This is a genomic window from Micrococcaceae bacterium Sec5.1, assembly GCA_039636795.1.
GTDB lineage: Bacteria > Actinomycetota > Actinomycetes > Actinomycetales > Micrococcaceae > Arthrobacter.
In genome coordinates this window covers 1,910,942-1,928,439 of record CP143430.1, presented here as the reverse complement: position 1 = coordinate 1,928,439, position 17,498 = coordinate 1,910,942, and the positions used below count along the sequence as shown (strand labels likewise).

The 17,498-nt window shown below is 61.5% G+C and carries 17 protein-coding genes; 8 read left to right on the top strand and 9 right to left on the bottom strand.

The genetic code is table 11. The annotated features are described in order from the left end of the window. Positions 1-24 precede the first annotated feature (24 nt). Positions 25-1,743, bottom strand: a complete 1,719-nt coding sequence (locus tag VUN82_08920) for a protein kinase (protein XAS73938.1) — start codon at positions 1,741-1,743, stop codon at positions 25-27. A 150-nt stretch (positions 1,744-1,893) separates the two neighbouring features. On the opposite strand from VUN82_08920, the gene lipB reads away from it, so the two are divergent. The 3 genes from lipB to VUN82_08905 all read left to right on the top strand — a co-directional run bounded on the left by lipB (position 1,894) and on the right by VUN82_08905 (position 4,440). Then, entirely contained in the window at positions 1,894-2,562 is a 669-nt protein-coding gene (gene lipB, locus VUN82_08915) for a lipoyl(octanoyl) transferase LipB (protein XAS73937.1), read from the top strand. Next, positions 2,559-3,566, top strand: coding sequence for a lipoyl synthase (lipA, locus tag VUN82_08910; protein XAS73936.1), 1,008 nt, complete (start codon positions 2,559-2,561; stop codon positions 3,564-3,566). The genes lipB and lipA overlap by 4 nt, the downstream gene beginning before the upstream one ends. A 112-nt stretch (positions 3,567-3,678) precedes the next feature. Next, on the top strand, positions 3,679-4,440 hold the full coding sequence (locus VUN82_08905) for a DUF4191 domain-containing protein (GenBank protein ID XAS73935.1): 762 nt from the start codon (positions 3,679-3,681) through the stop codon (positions 4,438-4,440). Between the two features lie 131 nt (positions 4,441-4,571). On the opposite strand, the gene VUN82_08900 is transcribed toward VUN82_08905, so the two are convergent. Continuing rightward, the gene (locus tag VUN82_08900; protein XAS73934.1) at positions 4,572-5,009 is read right to left on the bottom strand and encodes an RDD family protein; all 438 of its coding nucleotides are present in this window, start codon (positions 5,007-5,009) and stop codon (positions 4,572-4,574) included. 325 nt (positions 5,010-5,334) lie between these two features. Between VUN82_08900 and glnA the strand changes: the two genes are divergently transcribed. Further along, positions 5,335-6,759, top strand: coding sequence for a type I glutamate--ammonia ligase (gene glnA / locus VUN82_08895; GenBank protein ID XAS73933.1), 1,425 nt, complete (start codon positions 5,335-5,337; stop codon positions 6,757-6,759). 167 nt (positions 6,760-6,926) lie between these two features. Here glnA and VUN82_08890 read toward each other — a convergent pair whose 3' ends face one another. The 5 genes from VUN82_08890 to VUN82_08870 form a co-directional block, all read right to left on the bottom strand. Continuing rightward, on the bottom strand, positions 6,927-7,280 hold the full coding sequence (locus VUN82_08890) for a hypothetical protein (GenBank protein XAS73932.1): 354 nt from the start codon (positions 7,278-7,280) through the stop codon (positions 6,927-6,929). A 572-nt stretch (positions 7,281-7,852) separates the two neighbouring features. Beyond that, positions 7,853-8,068, bottom strand: a complete 216-nt coding sequence (locus VUN82_08885; protein XAS74651.1) for an AsnC family protein — start codon at positions 8,066-8,068, stop codon at positions 7,853-7,855. Between the two features lie 4 nt (positions 8,069-8,072). Continuing rightward, positions 8,073-8,654, bottom strand: a complete 582-nt coding sequence (locus VUN82_08880) for a GNAT family N-acetyltransferase (GenBank protein ID XAS73931.1) — start codon at positions 8,652-8,654, stop codon at positions 8,073-8,075. Positions 8,655-8,666: 12 nt separating this feature from the next. Next, positions 8,667-11,678: a bifunctional [glutamine synthetase] adenylyltransferase/[glutamine synthetase]-adenylyl-L-tyrosine phosphorylase gene (locus tag VUN82_08875; GenBank protein ID XAS73930.1), complete on the bottom strand. Its 3,012-nt coding sequence runs from the start codon at positions 11,676-11,678 to the stop codon at positions 8,667-8,669. 9 nt (positions 11,679-11,687) lie between these two features. After that, positions 11,688-13,028, bottom strand: coding sequence for a glutamine synthetase family protein (locus VUN82_08870; GenBank protein ID XAS73929.1), 1,341 nt, complete (start codon positions 13,026-13,028; stop codon positions 11,688-11,690). Between the two features lie 188 nt (positions 13,029-13,216). On the opposite strand from VUN82_08870, the gene panB reads away from it, so the two are divergent. Continuing rightward, positions 13,217-14,122 carry a 3-methyl-2-oxobutanoate hydroxymethyltransferase gene (gene panB / locus VUN82_08865; GenBank protein XAS73928.1) on the top strand — a complete coding sequence of 302 codons (906 nt, stop codon included), beginning with the start codon at positions 13,217-13,219 and terminating at the stop codon, positions 14,120-14,122. Positions 14,123-14,163: 41 nt separating this feature from the next. Here panB and VUN82_08860 read toward each other — a convergent pair whose 3' ends face one another. After that, positions 14,164-14,328 carry an SPOR domain-containing protein gene (locus VUN82_08860; protein ID XAS73927.1) on the bottom strand — a complete coding sequence of 55 codons (165 nt, stop codon included), beginning with the start codon at positions 14,326-14,328 and terminating at the stop codon, positions 14,164-14,166. 109 nt (positions 14,329-14,437) lie between these two features. Here VUN82_08860 and map point away from each other — a divergent pair, with 109 nt between their 5' ends. From map to VUN82_08845, 3 genes are all read left to right on the top strand, one after another. Next, positions 14,438-15,316: a type I methionyl aminopeptidase gene (gene map, locus VUN82_08855; protein ID XAS73926.1), complete on the top strand. Its 879-nt coding sequence runs from the start codon at positions 14,438-14,440 to the stop codon at positions 15,314-15,316. 73 nt (positions 15,317-15,389) lie between these two features. Beyond that, positions 15,390-16,193 carry an ROK family protein gene (locus tag VUN82_08850; protein XAS74650.1) on the top strand — a complete coding sequence of 268 codons (804 nt, stop codon included), beginning with the start codon at positions 15,390-15,392 and terminating at the stop codon, positions 16,191-16,193. A 7-nt stretch (positions 16,194-16,200) separates the two neighbouring features. Beyond that, positions 16,201-16,968, top strand: coding sequence for an SDR family oxidoreductase (locus tag VUN82_08845; GenBank protein XAS73925.1), 768 nt, complete (start codon positions 16,201-16,203; stop codon positions 16,966-16,968). Here the strand turns inward: VUN82_08845 and nrdR are convergent. After that, positions 16,965-17,486: a transcriptional regulator NrdR gene (gene nrdR, locus VUN82_08840; protein ID XAS73924.1), complete on the bottom strand. Its 522-nt coding sequence runs from the start codon at positions 17,484-17,486 to the stop codon at positions 16,965-16,967. The two genes, VUN82_08845 and nrdR, sit on opposite strands and share 4 nt — an antisense overlap. Between the last annotated feature and the right edge of the window lie 12 nt (positions 17,487-17,498).

Sequence of the window (17,498 nt, the reverse complement as noted above, 5' to 3'; positions counted from 1 at the left end):
AAAGAACGTCCCATGGCAGTACGGCTAACCGGGACCGAGAATCTCCGAGATGCTCCACTGCCCTGCCAATCTGACAAGGATGAGGCGCAGCTGCTGGCGCTCCCCGGCGGGCTGGGACTTCACCAAGCGATCCGATGCGTCGCGCTCCTCGTAACTTGAGGTCGTTGCGGTCAGGGCAACGACTGCGCGATCAACGTCGTGTGGGCCCAACACCGAAACGCTGTCCAAGGTGGTGGTGAGCCCGGCAAAGCGGATACCGTCAGCTCTTAATTGCTGCTTCAACGTCTCATCTGCCGCATGGGCAGCTGAGCCTGCTGCGTTGACGGTTGCCAGCAATTCAAGACGATCCAGTCCCAGCGCCATGTCGCGCACCGCCGATAACGCGTGCATGGCGATTGCCGGATCCTCAGAGTGCAGCGCGTCCAAGAGTGCGTCCGGAATGGGATGGGCGGCTTGAGTGGCTTGGGCCGCTTCAGTGGCTTGGGCAGCTTCCGTGACTACGGTCGTCGTCCCTGGATCTACTACGGACGTCAAACCAGACGCGGGTTCCTGGATTCCCAGCCAGACAGCAAACCCAACCGCCCCGACCGACACTCCCGCAGCCACCAGGAACCCCACTCGGATGCTGGAACGTGGCCCACTCTGCGGTTTAGTTCTCCGCTGAGGTTGTCTTGTTCGGGTTCGGCGTTCGGGACGCGGAGTCCTTGCTGTCCGCAAGGGCGGAAGCCGCAACACAGCCCCGGCCAGTGGACTCCTGCTCAATGGACTCCTGCTCAGTCGACTCCTGCGCACTGGACTCCTGCTCAGCGGACTCCTGCGCTGGGGTCGTCCCCCAGCCTGCCGGCGCGTCAGCAACTCCGGAATCACGGAAGAATGGACGGACCCAGCCAGATCCACGGGCTCCGCGGCCGCGCTGCGATAAATCGCTGTTCCCAACTCCCGGGCCGTGGGACGCGCCCGCGGATCGGGATCCAGTCCCGCCTCAAGGGCAGCGGCGAGCCCTTTGGGGACATCGGGAACCAAGAGAGGCAGCGGTGGGCGGTGCTTGGCGATTTCCGGCGCCATGCCTGTCAAGCAATACCAGCCAAGCGCGGCCAGCGAATAGACATCCCGTTCCGGCTGCAAAGCTCCTCCGGCTCCATCACCCCGCGCACCCCGCGCGGCAATAGAAGGATCAACGAAGCCGTCCGTGCCGACGTCGAGGCTTTGATTCTCCTCACCCACAACACCCGCCACGCCAAGGTCTGTCACCAGGGGCTTCCCCTGTGCCGTAAACAGGACGTTGCCTGGGGAAATATCCCCATGGGCCGTTCCCTGGGCATGCAGGTAAGCCAAGACCTGGGCAACAGGGGTCAGAATCGTCACCGCTTCACCGATTCCAAGCTTGCGTCGGCCACCCACCAGATTCGCAAGGGAACCTCCTGCGGCAAAGTCCATGACGAGCCCGACACTGCCCGTCCCCACTCCCGGCAGGTCCATCACATCGTGGAGTCGGATAAGGTGCTCGTGCTCGAGCCCGGACAGGATCAGCCCCTCACGCAAGCCATGTTGGGACTCTGGTCCGGCCGACCCACGGGAATCCTTGCCGGGCCCTCCCATGATGCACTTGATGGCGAAGCGGGCACCGTCCTTGTCCCTGCTGGCAAGCCAGACTGTCGACGAGCCACCGCTACCCAGTAGGCGTAATGGCGTGTATCCCGGAATGTGCGGGACCGAGGGGGCAGGATCGTCAGTAGTTTCCATATCCAAGGTCTACCGGATGATCGGATTTCCCGCAGAAGTTATCCACAGGCAGCACCAGCTTGCGGGGTACGAAAGCCACGCTGACGGATGCGACTGAGAGGTTCACCACAAAATCATGGTGAGTGACCTGCTGGGTCTAAGCTTGAACCCATGACTCTTGAGTTTTCACAACTGGGTCTTGCCCCGGATTTCGTTGACTACGTGCAGGGCTGGGACCTACAGCGCGAGATCCACAACAAAGTTGTTGCCGGCGAGAAAAACAGCACCGTCCTGCTCCTTGAGCACTCCGCCGTCTACACGGCAGGCAAGCTCACCGAAGACCACGAACGCCCCTTTGACGGCACCCCCGTTGTTCCCGTGGATCGTGGTGGCAAGTTAACGTGGCACGGCCCGGGACAACTCATTGCCTATCCGATCCTCAAGCTCAAGAACCGTGCGGGAATCCGGGACTATGTGGAGCGCCTCGAAGCCATCATGATCGCCGTCATGACGGACTATGGAATCCCGGCAGTCACGGTGAAGGGCCGGGCAGGCGTATGGATCCTCGCCGATGACAAAGGACCGGACCGCAAGATTGCCGCGATAGGCATCCGCGTCCTTGAGGGTGTCACCATGCATGGTGTTGCCATCAACTGCAGCAACGACCTCGCGCCATATGCGCAGATCATCGCGTGCGGAATCACCGACGCCAGCGTCACCACCATGTCGCTGGAGACTGGCCGGACCATCAACCCGGCTGACATCGTTGACCGCTTCGTGGAAGAGTTCCGCAAGCATGAAGAAGCACTCGTTTCCACCCCAGAAGGAGCACTCCAGTGACCCTGGCACCTGAAGGCCGTAAGTTGCTGCGCGTTGAGCAGCGTAACTCGGCTGTCCCGGTTGAACGCAAGCCCGAGTGGATCAAGGCCAAAGTCCAGATGGGCCCGGAGTTCGTCGGGTTGAAGAACCTGGTGAAGAAGGAAGGCCTGCACACTGTCTGTGAAGAGGCAGGCTGCCCGAACATTTTCGAGTGCTGGGAAGACAAGGAAGCGACGTTCCTGATCGGCGGGTCCGAATGCACCCGGCGCTGTGATTTCTGCCAGATCGATACCGGCAAACCCTCCCCGGTGGACATGTTCGAACCCACCAAGGTGGCCCGGTCCGTGCAGGCCATGCAGCTGCGCTACGCCACGGTCACCGGAGTGGCCCGTGATGACCTCGCCGATGAAGGTGTCTGGCTGTACGCCGAAACTGTCCGCAAAATCCACGAACTGAACCCCGGCACCGGTGTGGAACTGCTGATCCCGGACTTCTCCGGCAAACCCGAACACATCGCCGCGATCTGTGATTCCAAGCCGGAGGTGTTCGCGCACAACGTCGAGACCGTGCCCAGGATCTTCAAGAGGATCCGCCCGGCGTTCCGGTACGAACGTTCCCTGGATGTCATCACCCAGGGCCGGGACCTGGGCATGGTGACCAAGTCCAACCTGATCCTGGGCATGGGCGAAACCCGCGAGGAAATCTCCGAAGCCCTCCGCGATCTTCACGCGGCCGGGTGTGATTTGATCACGATCACCCAGTACCTGCGCCCCTCCGAACGGCACCTGCCGGTGGACCGGTGGGTCAAGCCCCAGGAATTCGTGGACCTCCAGCACGAGGCCGAGGAGATCGGGTTCCTCGGTGTCATGTCCGGTCCGCTGGTCCGCTCCTCCTACCGCGCCGGACGCTTGTGGGCCACCGCAATGCGCAAGAAGGGCTGGGAAATCCCCGCCGCCCTGGCCCACATCGAGTCCTCCGGCACCACCCGCCAGGAAGCCTCCACCATCCTCGCCGCCCACGCCTGACCCCGGGTCGGCAACACTTCACCGGCAACACCATGAAGCAGTACCGAAGGGCCGGATGCCAAGCGTAATGGCGTCCGGTCCTTCGACGTCCATCACGTAGAATTAAGGCACTATGGCGAATTCCTCTGATTCCAGCAAATCGACCCCCTCGGCCGACGCCCCCAAGCGTGGGCTGTTCCAGCGCAAGCCCAAGGAAGCCAAGGCCAAGAAGCCGAGCCAGCTGAAGCAGATCGCTGAAGTCTTCAAGATGACGCGGCGGAATGATCCCCAGGTTGTGTGGATCATGCTGCTGGCATTCCTGGCAGTGGTTGCCGTGGCCTTCCTCGTCGGCTTCCTCCTGGACAACTGGGTTACCGGTCTCATCATCGGTATTCCGTTGGGTCTCCTGGCCGCCGTTTTCATCCTCTCCCGTCGCGCAGAGAAGGCTGCATTCGCGCAGATCGAGAACCAGCCTGGTGCTTCCGGCGCGGCCTTGGGTACTCTCCGCCGCGGCTGGGTCACCCAGGACCAGCCTGTCGCGGTTAACCCTCGCACCCAGGACGCCGTGTTCATGGCAATTGGTCGTCCCGGCGTCGTTTTGGTCAGCGAAGGTCCCACGCACCGTGTCAAGCCGCTGGTGGAAGCTGAACGTAAGCGACTCACGCGCATCCTGCCCAACGTCACCATCCACGTTCTGGAATCCGGTCGCGGTGAGGGCCAGGTGCCTTTGAACAAACTCGCCAAGACCATGGGAAAGATGAAGAACGAACTCACCAAGGTGGAGGTCAATGCTGTGTCCAAGCGCATCAACTCCCTCGGCACCCGCCTGCCGATCCCCAAGGGCATCGACCCCTACAAGGCCCGCCCGGACCGCAAGGCTGCACGCGGACGCTGATTGTCCGTAGGTGCTTGATTGCCTATACGAAAAACCGCCCATGTCTCAAACGAGACAAGGGCGGTTTTTGTTGGTTTTGCTTATTTATTGGTGCTTCTATGGGGTTGGTTCCAACCGGGAGGACTGAAACGCTACATCCGAATGAGGATGGTGTTCATGGCTTTATCATGAATTCCACGCTGATCCGGATCAAAGATGACTGCGGGGATAACCAGGCACAGGAGCAAAGTGCGCACCACAGCGGCGAGGGGTCCGGCCGGGCCTCCCCCCAAGCGGACCACGTGAATCGCGGCAATCCTGTGGCCAATGCTGTAGCCGAGCGTGCCGATCAGCAGAATCTGCTCCGCAGCAAAGATGGCGAGCGTTGCCCACTGGTTTCCACTAAATGCGAAGTTGCTGATGACCAGGGCGATCGTCCAGTCGATCACGATTGCCAGGATTCGACGTCCGGCCCGCGCCATCGAGCCTGGTCCGGCCTCAGGAAGGCCGAGTCTCTCACCCGGGTATTTAGAGATGCCGGATGTGTCCGGCCCGCTCAGCCAGGAGCCTATGTCTTTTCGATCAACCACCCTCCAAGCCTAACGGCTGCCGGACTGACGGTCCGACGTCGGAGGGCACCTATCGTGCCTGCGCCTTCGCTTAGCTGGGGCCAAAGTGTTCGCCCACTGGACCCGCTTGGACCTGACACAGGAAAGCCGACTACCGTTTACACAACAGATCATTCTGTAACCTGCCCGAAACAATACTGACACTCCCGGGAAATCCCATCTCCCTAAGGTGGTATGAGTTGCTAGCCACCGCGGCAAGGGGAATTTTTTGTGTCTCCGGGCCTCCGGCATGGGCTGGCTCACGCGGCCTTCCGGGCCTGTTACTTGATATGCATAAGGAGCATAGATGTTCAAGACTGCGGACGAAGTCCTCAAGTTCATCAAAGACGAAGACGTCAAATTCGTCGATATCCGCTTCACCGACCTTCCGGGCGTCCAGCAGCACTTCAATGTGCCGGCAAAGAGCGTAGACCACGACTTCTTCGTGAACGGTCAGCTCTTCGACGGATCTTCGATCCGCGGTTTCCAGGGCATCGCTGAATCCGACATGCAGCTCATCCCGGATGTGACCTCGGCTTTCATCGACACATTCCGCATTGAGAAGACGCTGGCGCTGAACTTCTCCATCGTGAACCCCCGTACGGGCGACCCCTACCACCGCGACCCCCGTGGCGTAGCCGAGAAGGCTGAAGCCTACCTGGCCTCCACCGGCATCGCGGACACGGCGTTCTTTGCTCCCGAGGCAGAGTTCTTCGTCTTCGACAACATCCAGTACCAGTCCTCCCCGCAGGGCAGCTTCTACAAGATTGACTCCGAAGAAGCCCACTGGAACACCGGTCGCAAGGAAGAGGGCGGAAACCTCGGCTACAAGACCCCCGTCAAGGGCGGTTACTTCCCGGTTTCCCCCACCGACAAGCAGGCTGACCTCCGCGACGCCATGTGCGTTGAACTGGACAAGGCCGGCCTTGAGGTCGAGCGCTCCCACCACGAAGTTGGCTCCGCCGGCCAGGCAGAGATCAACTACAAGTTCACCACGCTGACTGCAGCTGCTGACGACCTCCAGAAGTTCAAGTACGTCATCAAGAACACTGCGGACGCATGGGGCAAGTCCGTAACCTTCATGCCGAAGCCGGTCTTCGGTGACAACGGCTCTGGCATGCACTGCCACCAGTCGCTGTGGAGCAACGGCGATCCGCTGTTCTACGACGAGAAGGGCTATGCCGGCCTTTCCGACACTGCCCGCTGGTACATCGGCGGCCTGCTGAAGCACTCCTCCGCGGTCCTCGCGTTCACCAACCCGACCGTCAACTCGTACCGCCGCTTGGTCAAGGGCTTCGAAGCTCCGGTCAACATGGTGTACTCCCAGGGCAACCGCTCTGCTGGTATCCGTATCCCCATCACGGGCTCCAACCCGAAGGCCAAGCGCATCGAATTCCGCGCTCCGGACCCCTCGTCCAACCCCTACCTGGCCTTCGCTGCCCAGCTGATGGCCGGCATTGACGGCATCCGCAACCGCATCGAACCCCCGGCTCCCATCGACAAGGACCTCTACGAGCTCCCGGCCGAGGAAGCCAAGGACATCCCCAAGGCTCCGGGTTCCCTGGAAGAAGCCCTTGAGGCCCTCCGCGAGGACAACGAGTTCCTGCAGGCTGGCGGCGTCTTCACCCAGGACCTGATCGATACCTGGATTGACTACAAGTACGAGAATGAGATTCGCCCGCTGTCGCTGCGCCCGAACCCGTACGAGTTCGAGCTCTACTACGGCGTCTAGCAACTCCCGCGGCTAAACCAGGTTTAGCCCACGCGGAACCCACCAAGGTTCCCGAATAAGAAGGGCCGGCAACAGGTTTTGTACCTGATGCCGGCCCTTCTCTTTGTCCTATAACCCGCTGCTACCGCCGAATCAGCTAGATCCGTAAGGCTGTGGCGAAGTGCTAGCTACTCGGATTCCTTGCCCTGATCCCGGTCCCGGATGTTTTTTCCGAACTCGTCCAGCTTCTCCTTCACCACCTTTGCGGCATCTGCAAGACCCTTTTCCGCGCTGCTCAGGGGATCCAACTGCAGGTAGACGTGCCGATCGATGGGGAGGTCGTACTCGTCCTTCAAATGCGTGCCGCCGGAGACGCCATCGAGCGATAAATATACGAGCGCCTCGGTTCTTGCGATGCCCGCGATCGTCCCGAAGACAACCGTGAAATCGTTGGGCTGAAAGCTAATGGATTGACCCACGTGGCGGCGATCCAACTCTCCAGCAGGAATAGCCTTCTCAAACGAACTTCCGTTGTATTCCATGTACTTCTCCTAAGCATCGAGAGTAGTTACGGAATCGAGTCTATAAGGCTTTCCAACGGACGAACCAGCACCTTGCCTTTGGTCTTTAGTGCCTGGTTTTCGGGACTTCGCCAGGTTGTTGTGGAGCTGCGCAGTCCGCGCAAAACACCCGCTCGGTTTCTTCACCGCAGCACTGACAGCGGTGAACCAGTGCCGCTTGTTCAATCACATAGGTTGTCATAGCAAACATGGTGCCTACCCAGGGCAGGTCAGGGCACGAGTAGTGTGTACTCGTTTTTTACCCTTCGGGCACAGCCGGCTACTTGGTTTCGAAAAGGCCCTGCGCTCCCCCGTCACCCTGCCGCCATTCGGCGTCAGTAAAAGTTGCGAAACAGCGCCGGCACGCATAGACGTCGCCGCGGCCATGCGGCGAAGACCAGTGCGGCCCCGCCTGCTCACACCGGAAGCACGACGCATCTGAGAAGGGTGCCCCCTCCGAATCCCGCCTGACTGTCACGCGAGAATCCTAAGGGACAGCATGCCCGCTCGAACAGACCCTAGGGGATGCCCGGCATTGGTCGTTCGAACTGGTCCTACTGCTTCCCGTACTTCTTATGTACCGCCTGCTTGGTCACGCCGAGGCAAAGTGCGATTGCCTCCCACGATAAACCGGACTGCCGGGCTGCGCGTACAAGGGAGGCCTCGGCCCTGCCAACTTCCTTGTGGAGTTCAGCTACCGCATACAGCGCCTCCGCCGGCCCCATGCCATCCATTGATCCAACAAGGGTTTTCATTCTGTCCACCTCCATGCCGTCAACCATAGTTGACTCCATGATCTTCGTCAACATTTGTTGACGGCTCACGCGGGAACGAAATTTCAGCATGCTCAAAGGCCCTGTACATGATGCGTTGCGGGCCGGAGTTGCCGCCGAGGTAGCGGCCAGCATCCACAAAGCCAGCTTTTGCATAGGCTGCAATGCCTGCAGGGTTGCGCTCGTTGACGGAAAGCACGACGCCGGCCTGACCGCCACCGCGCCTGGCTGTCAGTTTGCGGGCCTCGCCTACCGCAGCCTCCGCAGCCATCGTCCCGAGGCCCCGACCCTGACATGTTGAATCGATAAGGAATCCCCTGAGAAGCCACACGGAATCGTCATCCTGCCATCCCGCAAGGCGCGCCGCTCCAGACTGGAGGGTCAGGACTCCGACACCCACTCCTTGAGCCTCAATCACGTAGGGCAGCCGTGACTCCTCTTCGAGTCCGACCAACATCATGCGCAGGGGGTCCCCCACAAAATCCCGCTGGGCTGGCTCCACCGCCATTTCCGCCACAGCGCCCAGCTGGATGTCGCGGGCATCATCGTCCAGCAGCTTGAGCGGAATAAGCCAGATACTCATCACCAGCCACCCTCAATTACCGTAGAACTCTTTTTCGAACACAGCCCGGGCCCGGCGGCTAAGGCGCAAGTAATCCTCCTCGAACTGTCCCGCGGCTCCGGGCGCGTAGCCACACCAACGTGCCACAGCTTCAAGATCCCTCCGTGAGGATGGAAGAACATCCGATGCCCGGCCCGTCACTATGACGTTCGCCGAGCGGATTCGGCTGGCGAGCTTCCACGCCTCCCGTAAGAGTCCGGCGTCGTCCTTGCCAACAAGCCCAAGGTTCTCGGCTGCGGCAAGTGCCTCCAGCGTGGACGTAGTCCGTAACGCGGGCTGCTTGCCCGCATGCTGCAACTGGATGAGCTGGACCAGCCATTCAACATCGCTCAATCCACCGCGGCCAAGCTTCACGTGGCGCGCCGGATCAGCGCCTCGAGGTAGCCGCTCCGATTCCACGCGGGCCTTGACGCGCCGGATTTCCCTGACGTCCTGCTCGGAGAGTTCAGCCGGGTAACGAATGGGATCAATAAGCTGGAGGAAGGCCACTGCCAAGTCGTCTGAGCCAGCCATGGGACGCGCCCGCAGCAGTGCCTGCGATTCCCAGATGAGGGACCACCGGCGATAGTACTCGGCATAGGACTCCAAGGACCGGACCATGGCGCCGTTCTTCCCTTCCGGCCGCAGGTCCGCGTCTACCATCAACACGCGCTCGGCCATGATCGCGGGCTTTAGCGGCTGGGTAAGAAGGCTGGAGACTTTGGCGACTATCGCCGTCGCCTGTTCCTGGGCTTCCTCATCCGTGAAGCCGGGCCGTGCTCGGTGAACGTACATGACGTCGGCGTCTGAGCCGTAGCCGATCTCACGGCCACCCTGCCGGCCCATCGCCACCACCAGAACCTCGGTTTTCAGGGGATCGGACTGGGTAGCGATGGATTCGGCCACATGCAGGGCTCCGAGCACGGCCGCCCGGTCTGTTTCGGCCAACGCCAGTCCCACGGCGTCCTGGTCAAGCAAACCCGCACTATCGGCAATCGCGGTCCGCAGGATCTCCCGCCGACGGATCAACCTGATGAGGCGCATGGCACTCTCCGGGTCCGGGTGCCTGGACAATTTGGAGCGGATTTCCTGCCATTGCGCCTCAAACGGGATGGGAGCCAGGTCCTTATCGCTGCCAAGCCACGCCACGGACTCGGGTGAGACTTCCAGGAGGTCCGAAATGAGCCGCGAATTGGCAAGCACCTGGCAGAGGCGTTCGGCTGCCGCTTGGGAATCGCGAAGCATTCCCAAATACCAGTGCGTGGTGCCCAACGCTTCGCTGACCCGTCGGAACGCCAGGAGCCCAGCGTCAGGATCCACGCCCTCGGCAAGCCAGCCAAGAAGAATGGGCAACAGTTGCCGCTGCAGCGCCGCACGCCGGCTTACACCGGCAGTCAGCGCCTCAATGTGACGCATTGCGCCCTTGGGATCGAGGTAGCCGAGGGCAGCAAGACGGCCCTGGGCAGCTTCCGGGCTCAGCTTGGCGTCTTCGCTGCTGAGTTTCGCGGCGGTGTTGAGCAATGGACGGTAGAAAATACGCTCATGCAAATCCCGCACGGACCGTTTGGTCTTCTGCCAGGTCGCCATCAGCTGGTCGGGATGCGGGCGTTCAAGTGAGAAGGGCCCCAGGACAGCCTTGGCCAACACCCGCTGCGCATCCTCCGCCACGGGCATGAGATGGGTGCGGCGCAACTGGAACAACTGAATCCGGTGCTCCAAAAGCCGAAGATAGCGGTACGCGTTGTCGAAGCCGGCGGCGTCGGCACGTCCGATGTAGCCACCGGCAGACAATGCCGCGATAGCCGATGTGGTGTCACGGCAACGAAGGGACTCGTCCGACTTGCCGTGAACCAGCTGCAACAACTGCACAGTGAATTCGACGTCGCGCAGCCCACCACGTCCCAACTTGATCTGCCGCTGTTCCTCGGCGGCCGGAATGTAGTCGGTGACCCGGCGCCTCATGGCCTGGACGGATTCGACGAAGCCATCACGGCCGGCGGACGCCCACACCAGTGGTTCCACTGCCTTTTCATAGCGCTGGCCCAGTTCCCGGTCGCCGGCAATCGTGCGGGCCTTCAGCAACGCCTGGAATTCCCAGCTCTCAGCCCATCGGGCGTAATAGCTCAGGTGTGAAGGGAGGGTCCGCACCAACGGCCCGGATTTTCCTTCCGGGCGAAGGTTGGGGTCCACTTCCCACAAACCCGGCTCGGGTGCGGATGAGGAAATCGCCCGCGAGATGCCGGAGGCCAGGGCGGTGCCGATGGTCGCGGCGCGGGCGTCGTCCAGTTCCTCTGCTTCGATGACGTAAATGACATCGACGTCGGAAATGTAGTTCAGCTCGCGGGCACCACATTTGCCCATGCCAATGACTGCGAGTCCGACGTCGGCCACCTCCGAGGCGTCGAACTGGGCCGCCGCTTCTGCCCGGGAAACGGCAAGGGCAGCTTCAATGGCGGCTCCGGCGAGGTCGGCAAGCTCTGCACCAACGGCGGGCATGAAGTCTTGCGGCGAGGCAGCGCAGAGGTCCTTGATGGCAAGCTCTGTGAGCCCGCGGCGGTATGCCGTCCGCAAGGCCGCATACGCCGGAAGCCCCGTCAACCCGGCCACTGGACGCTGCGCACCCGGCTCGGCCTTGACCGAACGAAGGAGAAGGGACCTGAGCTCTTCGCTTGAGGCCGGAAGGGGCTCCGGGCTCACCCGGGCCTCAAAAACATCCAGGTGCTCCGGCCTGCGCATGAGGAACTCCCCCAGCGCCTCCGATGCCCCCAACAGCCGATACAAGGATTCGCTCGTGTCAGGGTCCGCGCCGGCCAACTTCTTGAGGCCGGGATTCTTCTCAATCAGCCGGACCAGTGATTGCAACGCGGTATCCGGGCTCGCCGCCAAGGAGAGCCCGGCGAACAGGGCATCCTGCTCGATGCCTTCGAGTTCCGGGGCAGCGAGAAAACGTTCGCCCTTTTCCAGGTCATTGAATCCGGCTGATATGAGCCGACGTGCAAGGCTCATTCGCCCTGCCTACAGAATGCCGAGGTTGCGCTGCAGCTCGTACGGCGTGACCTGGAGGCGGTAGTCCTGCCATTCCGCGCGCTTGTTGCGCAAGAAGTGTTCAAAGACCTGTTCACCCAGAATCTGGGCTACCAACTCCGATTCCTCCATGGCACGAATGGCATCGTGGAGGCTGGCCGGCAGCGGAGCGTGGCCCATGGCTTTGCGCTCCGCGGTGGTTAGCGACCAAACGTCATCCTCGGCAGCTGCCGGAAGCTCGTAGCCTTCCTCGATACCCTTCAAACCGGCGCCCAAAAGGACGGCATATGCCAGATATGGGTTGGTGGCGGAGTCGATGCCGCGGTACTCGATGCGCGCCGACTGGCCCTTGCCGGGCTTGTACAACGGCACTCGCACCAGCGCGGAGCGGTTGTTGTGGCCCCAGCTCAGATAGCTCGGTGCTTCGCCGCCGCCCCAGAGCCGCTTATAGGAGTTCACGAACTGGTTGGTGACCGCCGTGAATTCGGGAGCGTGCTTGAGGATCCCGGCGATGAACTGGCGGGCAGTCTTGGACAGCTGGAACTCCGCGCCTGCCTCAAAGAAGGCATTGGTGTCGCCCTCGAAGAGCGAGAAGTGTGTGTGCATTCCGGAGCCGGGGTGGTCCGTAAACGGCTTGGGCATGAACGTGGCATACGTGCCCTGCTGCAGGGCGACTTCCTTGATGACCGTGCGGAAGGTCATGATGTTGTCCGCAGTCTGCAGGGCATCCGCGTACCGCAGGTCAATCTCGTTCTGGCCCGGCCCGCCCTCGTGGTGGCTGAACTCCACCGAGATACCGACCGATTCCAGCATGGTCACCGCGGTCCGGCGGAAGTCCTGCGCAACACCACCAGGGACGTGGTCGAAATAGCCGCCTTCGTCAACGGGGACCGGCGCACCATTGGGGCCAAGCTCCTTCGACTTCAGCAGGTAGAACTCAATCTCAGGGTGCGTGTAGCAGGTGAAACCCATATCCGCGGCCTTGGCAAGGGTCCGCTTGAGGACGTTTCGGGGATCTGCTGCCGACGGTTCCCCATCCGGCGTTAAGACATCACAGAACATTCTGGACGTTTGCTCGGTCTCACCGCGCCAGGGAAGGATCTGGAAGGTTGAGGGGTCCGGCTGTGCCAGCATGTCCGACTCAAAAACCCGCGCCAGGCCCTCAATCGCTGAACCATCGAATCCCAGGCCCTCTTCGAAGGCACCTTCAACCTCAGCCGGCGCAAGTGCCACGGACTTCAGTGAACCCACGACGTCGGTGAACCACAAGCGTACGAAGCGCACGTCACGCTCTTCGATCGTCCGCAGAACGAACTCTTGCTGGCGGTCCATAGGGCCTCTTTTCCGGTTCGGTGTCCATGCCGCGGTTCCCATCATTGAAGCCACGGCAGCTCAGACTTCACTCTACTAAGCATTCGGGAGGAATGCCGCCGCAGTAGCTGCGCGTAACACAGCGTTTACAAACAGTGACCCTTGGCACACTGCTGGCAGGCGCCGTCGGCACGGCTTAGGCTCTACCCATGGCCCCAAGCAACCTTCCTGAGTCCACCACGCCCGCCGAAGTCCCCGCGCCCTATGGCACCGGCCCCACGGCGGCAGCCCAGGCATCGCCAGCGGGCGCCAAGAAGCAGGTCAGCAGGGTGCGCATCCATCACCTCCAGCAGGCCAAGGACAACGGCGAGCACTTCGCCATGCTCACCGCATACGAGCAATACACCGCCGAGATCTTCGACCAAGCAGGGATCGAAGTCCTCCTGGTGGGCGACTCCGCCTCAAACAACGTCTTCGGCAACGAGACCAGCCTTCCCGTCACTGTGGACGAACTGCTGCCCTTGTGCCGTGCCGTAAGCCGCTCAGCCAAGCGCGCCCTGGTCCTGGCGGACCTGCCCTTTGGCAGCTATGAGGTTTCAACCGAGCAGGCAGTCGCCACAGGCGTCCGCTTCCTCAAGGAAGGATTGGCCCATGCGGTCAAAATCGAAGGCTCTGCCTACTATGCGGAGACCGTGAAGGCCATGGTCCAGGCAGGCATTCCTGTCATGGCCCACATTGGATTCACTCCCCAAAGCGAACATTCCCTGGGTGGCTACCGGGTCCAAGGCAGGGGCGAGGACGCCCAGCGGCTGATCGAGGACGCAGTTGCCCTGCAGGACGCTGGCGCTTTCAGCGTCCTCATGGAAATGGTGCCCGCGGAAACTGCCGCTGCCGTGGATGCCGCATTGCGCGTCCCAACCGTTGGTATCGGGGCCGGCAAGAGCACCACAGGCCAAGTGCTGGTCTGGCAGGACATGGCGGGACTGCGAGGGGGCAAGATGGCCAAGTTCGTCAAGCAGTATGCAGACCTTCGCACCACGCTCACCGACGCCGCAGCAGCCTTTGGAGAGGACGTCAGGTCCGGAGAATTTCCCGGACCTGAGCATTCCTTCTAGCTAAGACAGGGGCGCCCTATTACAGCTAATCGCCAATACAGCTAGTCGTCGTCCTGGGCGTCCCAGGCGTCGTTGCGTTGCTTGACCTTTTCCAGCGCATGTTCGGCTTCTTCCCTGGTCTTATAAGGGCCAATCAGCTGTGTCCAATCGGACATGGCGTCCTCTTCGATCTCATGCGTCTTGACGTTGTACCAGTACTCCGTCACGTCTCCTCCTCATTGCGTCGGCCCTCAAACGCGTAACGTTGGCGTCAGTCACTCGGACCCGGCCGCACTTTGTTACTTGCGTCTCTTGCCTGCCTTATATGATCAATCTATGCCTTCTCTTGCTTCGACCGCACCCATCGGCACGCTCACTCCGGGAATCATCAGCCCTGAACGGGCTGTCCCGGCGTCGATCCCCCGCCCCGAGTACGTGGGCAAGAAGGCACCCAGCAAGTTCACCGGCTCCGAAGTGAAGTCAGCGGAGACCATCGAGAAGATCCGTATTGCCAGCAGGATCGCTGCCCAGGCCATCGTTGAAGTCGGCAAGCACATCCAGCCCGGCGTAACGACGGACCAGTTGGACAAGGTTGGCCACGAGTTCCTTGTGGACCACAACGCCTACCCGTCCACGCTGGGCTACCGGGGCTTCCCGAAGTCCCTGTGCTCTTCCCTCAATGAAGTCATTTGCCACGGCATCCCGGATTCCACAGTGGTACAGGATGGCGACATCCTGAACATTGACATCACCGCGTTCATCGGCGGGGTGCATGGAGATACCAATTACACTTTCCTGGTTGGCGACGTGGACGAGGAATCCCGTTTGCTGGTTGAGCGGACGCAGGAGTCACTCAACCGGGCCATCAAGGCCGTGGCCCCAGGCCGCGAAATCAACGTAATCGGCCGCGCGATCCAGTCCTACGCCAAGCGCTTCGGCTATGGCGTGGTGCGGGACTTCACTGGCCACGGTGTTGGTGAGGCGTTCCACACGGGCCTCATCATTCCGCATTACGACGCAGCCCCGGCGTACAACACCGTGATCGAGGCAGGCATGGTCTTCACCATCGAACCCATGCTGACCCTTGGCACGATCGAATGGGACATGTGGTCCGACGACTGGACGGTTGTAACCAGGGACCACAAGCGCACGGCCCAATTCGAACACACCCTGCTGGTCACCGAGACCGGCGCGGAAATCCTGACCCTTCCTTAAGCTGTCTGGAAGGTCCATCGCAGCCGCGGGCGGCTGCGCCATGCCCACCCCTCCTGCCATGATCGGAAATGCATTGTCCAAGAAGGATGAGAAGACCCACAAGAACCCTCCGCTGATCGGAATCGATATCGGCGGCACGGGCATCAAAGGCGGCATCGTCGACCTGAAGAAGGGCAAGCTGATCGGCGAACGCTTCCGCGTTCCCACGCCGCAGCCGGCTACCCCCGAGGCAGTTGCCGAAGTGGTGGCCGAGATCGTTAAAGAACTTTCCAGCCGCCCCGACGCCCCTGCCGCTGATTCGCCAGTGGGTGTCACCTTCCCGGGCATTATCCAGCACGGTGTGGTCCACTCCGCTGCGAATGTGGATAAGTCCTGGCTTGACACGGACATCGACAAGAAGTTTACTGAGCGGCTGGGTCGGCCGGTTGAGGTTATCAACGATGCCGACGCAGCAGGTCTCGCAGAGGCCCGCTATGGCGCCGGCGAGGGCGTGGACGGCACCGTCCTGGTCATCACGCTCGGCACCGGCATCGGCTCCGCCTTCATTTTCAATGGTCAATTGGTTCCCAACGCCGAGCTCGGCCACCTCGAGGTGGACGGATTCGACGCCGAAACCAAGGCATCAGCCGTGGCCCGCGAACGCGATGGGCTGAGCTGGGACGAGTATGGCGTGCTGCTCAACCGCTACCTGCAGCACGTAGAGTTCCTGTTCTCCCCAGAACTTTTCATTATCGGCGGCGGCATCTCCAAGCGCTCCGATGAATATTTCCCGCACCTGAAATTGCGCACCAACATTGTCACAGCCAAGTTAAAGAACGACGCCGGCATCGTGGGCGCCGCCCTTGAGGTCGCCTTGCACCACAAACTCGCCAAGTAGCCGCAGGGTGACTGTGGACAACGACGCCATAGCCGGAATCGCGATCGTCACGGGTGCCAGCCGCGGAATCGGCGCGGCAGTTGCAAACGCGGCGGCACGTTCCGGATATGGCGTCGTGGTCAACTACTCCTTGGATGCCGAGGGTGCTGATGCAGTGGTCAAGGACATCCAGGCACAAGGGGGCAAGGCAGTGGCCGTGCAGGGCGACGTCAGCCAGCCCGCCGACGTCGGGCGTTTGTTCGACGCAGCCGCAGCGTGGGGTCCTGTAACAGCGGTCATCAACAACGCGGCCATTACCGGCAACCTCATTGGAACACTTGCCGACGTGCCTGCCGAGACAGTGCAGCGTGTCGTGGACGTGAACGTCGCTGGCATGATCTTCATGTGCCAGGAAGCGGTTCGGAGACTCTCTACCGAGAACGGCGGCCCTGGTGGTTCGATCATCAACATCTCCTCGACGGCGACAAAAGCAGGCTCCCCAGGGACATGGGTTCACTATGCGGCGTCGAAAGGCGCCGTGGACGTTTTGACGGTGGGCCTGGCCGCGGAAGTGGCAAAGCAGGGCATTCGTGTCAACGCCGTGGCTCCGGGCAGTACCAACACCGGACTCCACGCAGCTGCAGGAATGCCCGACCGCGTAGAGAGGCTCAATCCGACCATTCCCATGGGCCGCGGCGCCGAACCTGAAGAGGTGGCTGCGGCTGTGATGTGGCTAATGTCCGGTGAGGCCGGCTACATTACTGGAGCGGTCCTCCCCGTATCAGGCGGCCGCTAGAGCTGGCTTTTCTCGGAACCTTTGGCTTCCTTGGCCCCGGCTTTGGCGTGGGTCCCGGCCTTTGCGTGCGCCTCGGCCTCATGCCGCAGCAAGGATATTGCGGATTCGAAGTCTTCGAGTGACTCGAATGCTTGATAGACGCTGGCGAATCGCAGGTATGCCACCTCATCCAGTTTCCGCAACGGACCGAGAATGGCCAGGCCTACTTCGTGGGCGTCAATTTCAGCGGCACCCGAAGAGCGGATGTTCTCCTCGACTTCCTGCGCCAGCATGGCGAGATCGTCTTCGGTGACAGGGCGGCCTTGGCACGCTTTGCGCACACCGCTGATGACCTTGATACGGCTGAACGGCTCCCCGACTCCTGAGCGCTTGATGACGGACAGGCTGGTGGTTTCCACCGTGGTGAAGCGTCGCCCGCATTCAGGGCATTGCCGGCGGCGCCGGATGGAAGTTCCGTCGTCGGCCATGCGGCTGTCAACGACGCGTGAGTCAGGATTCCGGCAGAACGGACAGTACACGCTGGGCCTCCC

Coding starts and splice junctions, on each gene's coding strand:
- VUN82_08890 (XAS73932.1), bottom strand. CDS start 7,280: ATGGAATACAACGGAAGTTCGTTTGAGAAGGCTATTCCTGCTGGAGAG.
- VUN82_08880 (XAS73931.1), bottom strand. CDS start 8,654: ATGAGTATCTGGCTTATTCCGCTCAAGCTGCTGGACGATGATGCCCGC.
- map (XAS73926.1), top strand. CDS start 14,438: ATGCCTTCTCTTGCTTCGACCGCACCCATCGGCACGCTCACTCCGGGA.
- panB (XAS73928.1), top strand. CDS start 13,217: ATGGCCCCAAGCAACCTTCCTGAGTCCACCACGCCCGCCGAAGTCCCC.
- VUN82_08875 (XAS73930.1), bottom strand. CDS start 11,678: ATGAGCCTTGCACGTCGGCTCATATCAGCCGGATTCAATGACCTGGAA.
- lipB (XAS73937.1), top strand. CDS start 1,894: ATGACTCTTGAGTTTTCACAACTGGGTCTTGCCCCGGATTTCGTTGAC.
- VUN82_08920 (XAS73938.1), bottom strand. CDS start 1,743: ATGGAAACTACTGACGATCCTGCCCCCTCGGTCCCGCACATTCCGGGA.
- VUN82_08870 (XAS73929.1), bottom strand. CDS start 13,028: ATGGACCGCCAGCAAGAGTTCGTTCTGCGGACGATCGAAGAGCGTGAC.
- VUN82_08905 (XAS73935.1), top strand. CDS start 3,679: ATGGCGAATTCCTCTGATTCCAGCAAATCGACCCCCTCGGCCGACGCC.
- glnA (XAS73933.1), top strand. CDS start 5,335: ATGTTCAAGACTGCGGACGAAGTCCTCAAGTTCATCAAAGACGAAGAC.
- VUN82_08885 (XAS74651.1), bottom strand. CDS start 8,068: ATGGAGGTGGACAGAATGAAAACCCTTGTTGGATCAATGGATGGCATG.